This window comes from Streptomyces sp. MB09-02B, assembly GCF_033794485.1.
Lineage (GTDB): Bacteria > Actinomycetota > Actinomycetes > Streptomycetales > Streptomycetaceae > Streptomyces.
Window position 1 is genome coordinate 1 of sequence record NZ_JARGEE010000512.1, and the last position, 5,686, is coordinate 5,686.

Consider the following 5,686-nt stretch of genomic DNA (forward strand, 5'->3'; position numbering starts at 1 on the left):
ACGCCGAGCAGGCGACGGCCGAACCGACGAACCTGAAACCCCGTCAACCCTCACTGACCAGCTGATCAGCACCTCTCGCGCAACGGGGGAACCTCAACCAGCAGCGTCACCTCGGGCAGGACACCGTCCCAGCTGCCTGGGCCGGTGGCGGCGTCCTGGGCCAGACGGCGGGACCGGACACCGGCCGGCCGCACCCGCAGCGCCAGGAAGCGTGAGCGCATCGGCCCGCGGGAGCCTTCCCGCCAGGTCACCTCGGTGAACGCCTGCCGCCCGTGGCCGGCGACCAACTCGGCCACCGGGGTCGGCCTGTCGCGGTAGCGCGGCTGCGGCCTGCGGCCGTTGCCGGACCAGGTGGGGGCGGTGGGCATCGCCTCATGCGGGTGGACGGTCACGTCCGAGCGGATCGCCACCACGTAGTCGATGCCGCGATGTTCCAGTCCGTCGCGGAAGTCGACGTTCTGTCCATAGCCGGCGTCGGCCACCACAACCGGCGGCACCAGACCCCATCCGGCCAGTTCATCGAGGGTGTCCAGGGCCAGGCGCCACTTCTCCCGGTGCCCGATCTCGTCGGGGATCTGGGTCTTGCGCCGGCGGACCGGATCGTCGGCCCACTCCCGGGGCACGAACAGCCGCCACTGCAGGGGACAGGACGCGGTGTCGGAGACCGCGTGCACGCTCACCGCGACCTGGCAGTTGGCCTGCTTACCCAAAGCGCCGCAGTACTGGTGGGCGACCCCCACCGACATCTTCCCGTCCTTGGGAAACGACACGTCGTCGACCGCCCACGCGTCCGGGCCGACCCGGGGCACCATCCGCCGGGCGATCCGCCGCCGCACCGGCATTGGATCCCAGGTCGACTGGTTCACGAACTGCTGCAGGTTCTGCTGCAGGTTCTGCTCGTTGCCGTCCGGCAGCCGCTCCGCCATGGCCTGGATGGACTTGCGGCGACCGTCCACCATCAGTCCCCGCAGATAGCAGTCGCCCTTGGCCCGCTGGTCCTTGCGCGACACCGAGGCGAACACATCAGCGACGAACAGCGCCAACGTCGCCCGAGCCCGGTTCACTTCATGTGCGTCCACACCTTCAGCGTTCCCCCAAACAGGAACAACAGGCAGACGTAACGGAGTCCTACTAGCCGGTTGTCTCCGGCTTCGTACGTTGAGGGCCCACCTGTTTCTTCCCGGCGGGACGTCAGAGCGCCCTTGTTGGTGCGGGGTGTCCAGGTGCCGCGGTCGCGGGCATTGACGAGGGACTTGCGAGAGCCGGAGGGGAAGGGTTCGGGGCCGCCGCCGGCGCATACGGTGGGGACGGGGCGGTTGGTGGCGCCCCAGCCGAGGGCCTCGGCCACGGACACCCATCTCGCGCGGCCCGGCCCGAACAGCGACTCCGGTTCGCCGACTGAGGCGTGAGTGGGCGTGGGCGGTTGGGCGGTGCGGGTCCGGGAGGCGATCAGGATCGCCCGCCGCCTCGTCTGGGGGACGCCGTAGTCGGCAGCGTTGAGGATCCCGGTCCACACCGAGAACCCCCAGGTGCGCAGGATGGCCGCGTACTGCCGCCATAGCGGCAGCACGTCGGGCACTTCCTCCATGACCACCACCCACTCGGGCTCCCCCGCGTTGTTGAGGGCGTGCAGGTAGCGCATCGGCTCGGCGGCAAGGAGAGAGCGTTCGTCCGCACATGCGCCGAGGAGGTGTTTGCGGGTGTCGCGTCCGGTGGCGAGGTCGACAACGGCCTGGTGGACCAGTGGCTGGTCGACCAGCCCGAGGCGCTTGCCCGCCATGCTCCATGCCTGGCACGGAGGAGAGGCGATCAGTCCGAGGACACGGCCGGAGAAGATCCACGCCGGATAGGCGGCGACGTCCGTCCGGATCGTCAACTGCCCAGCAGCAGCCCGGGTCCTGCACGCCCACTCGTCCCACTCCAGGCCCACATCGCGGGCGCCAAGGACGGTGAGGGCGTGGCTCCAGCCGCCGGGCCCGGCAAACAGGTCGAGGATGATCCGTCTCAAGTAGCCAGCCCGAATTCGTCCTGCACGGACTCGACTTCACCCCGGCACGCCCAGGGGGAACAGCCGTCGACGACGCCCTGCTCCAACACCTCAAAGTCCGCTGCGGTGTCGGTGAGTTCGGGCTGCAGCGCTGCCCGTTCGGCGGCGGTGACATGGTCGATCGGGGCTTCGCTGAGCGGGACACGGGAGCGGTGGAGGAACGCCTCACCAAGCAGCGGGTTGCCGGAGGCGTTCGCGCGGGCGTTGCCCTGGCGGATGGCCGCGTCGAACGCGACCACGTCCGCCCATTCCCCGGGAGAGTTGTCACGGATATTCCGCCATTGCGCATTTCCGTGAAACGGGCAGCCCAGGCAAATCGATTTCGGCGTATTCTCCAGCCCGATGGACGCGAGGTAGCGGACGCATTCCGTGCGGGACCAGCCAAGCTCGATGAGTGAATGCCGATTGCGCATGTACTGGACGTCGGCGTCCTTGGCCCGGTGGAACTCATCAGTGGAGATACCCACCCACTGCTCGACGAATGTACTCTTCGGGATGCGCTGCGGGTAGGGGTGGCCGAGGAGTTCCCGGACCTTCTTCTTGATCGGCTTTATCTTGTATTCGCCAGTGCACTGGGCCTGGTCATACCGGGTCTGCCGTCCTTGTTGAGGACATATAGAGGCATGGAAGCGAAACGGTGATACGGGTTGAGGGCGTCCTCGCGAATGTTGCCTGAGGAGACGCGTAGAACGGGAATTCCCGCGGGCTCGGCTATCTCGTGTTCCAGGCGGTCCAAGTGAGCGTAGACGGCCCTCGGTTCCCAGCCGGTGTCGGCGAATATCGCGTAGTCGACCTTCGGGAGAATGCCTTCGGCTGAAAGGGCGAGCATGGCGCTGGACTGCACGCCAGCGCCTATTGATCCGAAACGGTAGGTGTTCTGTGTCGTTGTTCCCTGCGTGAGTGAACTGGTGGGGGACGCACGGCAGTTGTCGCCGTCGGCGCAGGAGGCTCTTCGGCTGCGGGCGGTGGCCGCGTTGGTGGCGGGCCGGACTCGCGAGGATGTCGCGGCGGTCTTCCAGATCTCGCTCAAGGCCGTGGACAACTGGTGGGCGAAGTGGCTGGCTGGTGGGCGCGAGGTCCTCGTGGCCCAGCCACGCGGGTGTCGGGTCGGCGAGCATCAGCTCCTGGGCGAGGTGGAGCAGCAGGCGCTTCGGCAGGCCGTTCTGGATCACCGCCCCTGTGACCTGGGCCTTGCGGGTCAGCTGTGGACGCGGGCCGGCGTGGGGAACCTGATCGCGAAGCTGTACCGGGTGCGGCTGACCGAGCAGGGGGTGGGCAAGTACCTGCGCCGCTGGGGCCTGTCCTTCCAGCGCCCGGACAAGCGAGCCGTCGAGCAGGACCCGGAAGCGGTCCGCGTCTGGCGGGAGGAGACCTGGCCGGCGATCCGGGCGAAGGCGAAGGCCGAGAGTGGTGAGGTGCTCTTCGCCGACCAGGTCGGCATCCGTTCCGACCAGGTCACCGGCCGCACCTGGGGCGCCAAGGGATGCACCCCGATCGTGCGCCGCTCGGGCAACCGGTTCTCGGTGAACGCGATGTCCGCGATCAGCACCAAGGGCCGCATGCACTTCATGGTGTTCACCGAGACCTTCGACGCCGACGCGATGTGCCGCTTCCTGGACCGGCTCGTCGGCCACTTTGACCGCAAGGTGCACCTCGTCGTGGACGGCCACTCCGCACACCGGTCCCGCAAGGTCCGCGCCTGGCTCGCCGACCACCCCGACCGCATCGAACTGCACTTCCTGCCGTCGTACTCGCCGGAGCTGAACCCCGACGAGCTGGTCAACGCCGACCTCAAACGGAGCCTTCCGATGCACAGCCGGGCCCGAGACCAAACCCAACTCGCCGCCGAGACCCGCAGGTTCTTCCACCGCCGTCAACGCCAGCCGCACATCGTCCGAGGCTACTTCGGCGGCCCACACGTCCGCTACATCCTCGAATAGAACCCTTTGCGTTTCGGATCAATAAGTCTAGACCTCAGGGGGCGCCTGACTGGTATTTGACCAGGTCAGGCGCCCTTTTCCTGCGTCTAGAAGAAGCCCAACTTTTTCGGCGAGTACGACACCAGAAGGTTCTTCGTCTGCTGGTAGTGGTCCAGCATCATCTTGTGCGTCTCGCGGCCGATACCCGAACCCTTGTAGCCGCCGAACGCGGCGTGCGCCGGGTAGGCGTGGTAGCAGTTTGTCCAGACGCGGCCGGCCTGGATGGAACGGCCCGCGCGATAGGCCGTGTTGGTGTCGCGCGTCCAGACTCCCGCGCCCAAGCCGTACAGCGTGTCGTTGGCGATCTTGATGGCGTCGTCGAAGTCGTTGAACGAGGTCACAGAGACGACCGGACCGAAGATCTCCTCCTGGAAGATCCGCATACGGTTGTCGCCCTCGAAGATCGTCGGCTGGACGTAGTAACCACCTTTCAACTCACCGTCGTGCTCGATGCGTTCCCCGCCGGTCAGGACCTTCGCGCCCTCCTGCCGCCCGATGTCCAGATAGGAGAGGATCTTCTCCAACTGGTCGTTGGAGGCCTGGGCGCCGATCATGGTCTCGGTGTCCAGCGGGTGCCCGGTCTTGATCTGCTCGGTGCGGGCTACAGCCGCCTCCATGAAATCGGCGTAGTTGCCGCGTTGCACCAGCGCCCGCGACGGACAGGTGCACACCTCGCCCTGGTTGAGCGCGAACATCGTGAAACCCTCGAGGGCCTTGTCACGGAAATCGTCGTTCGCCGACCAGACGTCGTCGAAGAAGATGTTCGGCGACTTGCCTCCGAGTTCGAGAGTCACCGGCGTGATGTTCTCCGAGGCGTACTGCATGATCAGACGCCCCGTCGTCGTCTCACCCGTGAACGCCACCTTCGCCACCCGCGGACTCGACGCCAGCGGCTTGCCCGCCTCCACCCCGAACCCGTTGACGATGTTCACCACACCGGGCGGCAGCAGATCCGCCACGAGACTCATCCAGACGTGGATGGACGCCGGGGTCTGTTCGGCCGGCTTGAGCACGACCGCGTTGCCCGCCGCCAGCGCCGGTGCGAGCTTCCAGGTCGCCATGAGGATCGGGAAGTTCCACGGGATGATCTGGGCGACCACGCCCAGCGGCTCGTGGAAGTGGTACGCCACCGTGTCGTCGTCGAGCTCCGCCAGCGAACCCTCCTGCGCGCGGATCGCCCCCGCGAAGTACCGGAAGTGGTCGATGGCGAGCGGGATGTCCGCGGCCAGCGTCTCCCGCACCGGCTTGCCGTTCTCCCAGCTCTCCGCGACCGCCAGCTGCTCCAGGTTCGCCTCCATCCGGTCGGCGATCCTGCGCAGAACGTCCGAACGCTCGGTCACGGACGTGCGCCCCCAGCCGGGCGCGGCCGCGTGCGCGGCGTCCAACGCGCGCTCCACGTCCTCGCTCGTACCCCGCGCGATCTCCGTGAACGCCAGCCCGTTCACGGGACTCGGGTTCTCGAAGTACTGCCCGCGCGCCGGCGGCACGTACTCACCCCCGATGAAGTGGTCGTAACGCGCCTCGTAGGAGACGACCGCGCCATCCGTACCGGGCGCTGCGAAACGGGTCATGAATACCTGCCTCCCAAGAAGCGCCACCCGCCGTTGGGCAGCTCTCGTGAGGAGGCTAGAAACCGAAATGTTGCAACGACGTTGCGCCC

The 5,686-nt window shown here is 67.3% G+C and carries 2 protein-coding genes and 3 pseudogenes; 1 reads left to right on the top strand and 4 read right to left on the bottom strand.

Annotated elements, in window-relative coordinates; genetic code table 11:
- Positions 1 to 86: 86 nt before the first annotated feature.
- From P1P70_RS39370 to P1P70_RS39380, 3 pseudogenes are all read right to left on the bottom strand, one after another.
- A pseudogene (locus P1P70_RS39370) lies at positions 87 to 1,079 on the bottom strand (IS701 family transposase); the annotation flags it as partial.
- A 56-nt stretch (positions 1,080 to 1,135) separates the two neighbouring features.
- A pseudogene (locus tag P1P70_RS39375) lies at positions 1,136 to 1,999 on the bottom strand (DNA cytosine methyltransferase); the annotation flags it as partial.
- A gap of 5 nt (positions 2,000 to 2,004) precedes the next feature.
- Positions 2,005 to 2,876 (bottom strand): annotated as a pseudogene (locus P1P70_RS39380) (hypothetical protein).
- 67 nt (positions 2,877 to 2,943) lie between these two features.
- On the opposite strand from P1P70_RS39380, the gene P1P70_RS39385 reads away from it, so the two are divergent.
- The gene (locus P1P70_RS39385; RefSeq protein ID WP_319246434.1) at positions 2,944 to 3,987 is read left to right on the top strand and encodes an IS630 family transposase; all 1,044 of its coding nucleotides are present in this window, start codon (positions 2,944 to 2,946) and stop codon (positions 3,985 to 3,987) included.
- A gap of 86 nt (positions 3,988 to 4,073) precedes the next feature.
- Here the strand turns inward: P1P70_RS39385 and P1P70_RS39390 are convergent, their stop codons facing one another.
- Positions 4,074 to 5,597 carry an aldehyde dehydrogenase family protein gene (locus P1P70_RS39390; RefSeq protein WP_319246437.1) on the bottom strand — a complete coding sequence of 508 codons (1,524 nt, stop codon included), beginning with the start codon at positions 5,595 to 5,597 and terminating at the stop codon, positions 4,074 to 4,076.
- Positions 5,598 to 5,686: the final 89 nt, after the last annotated feature.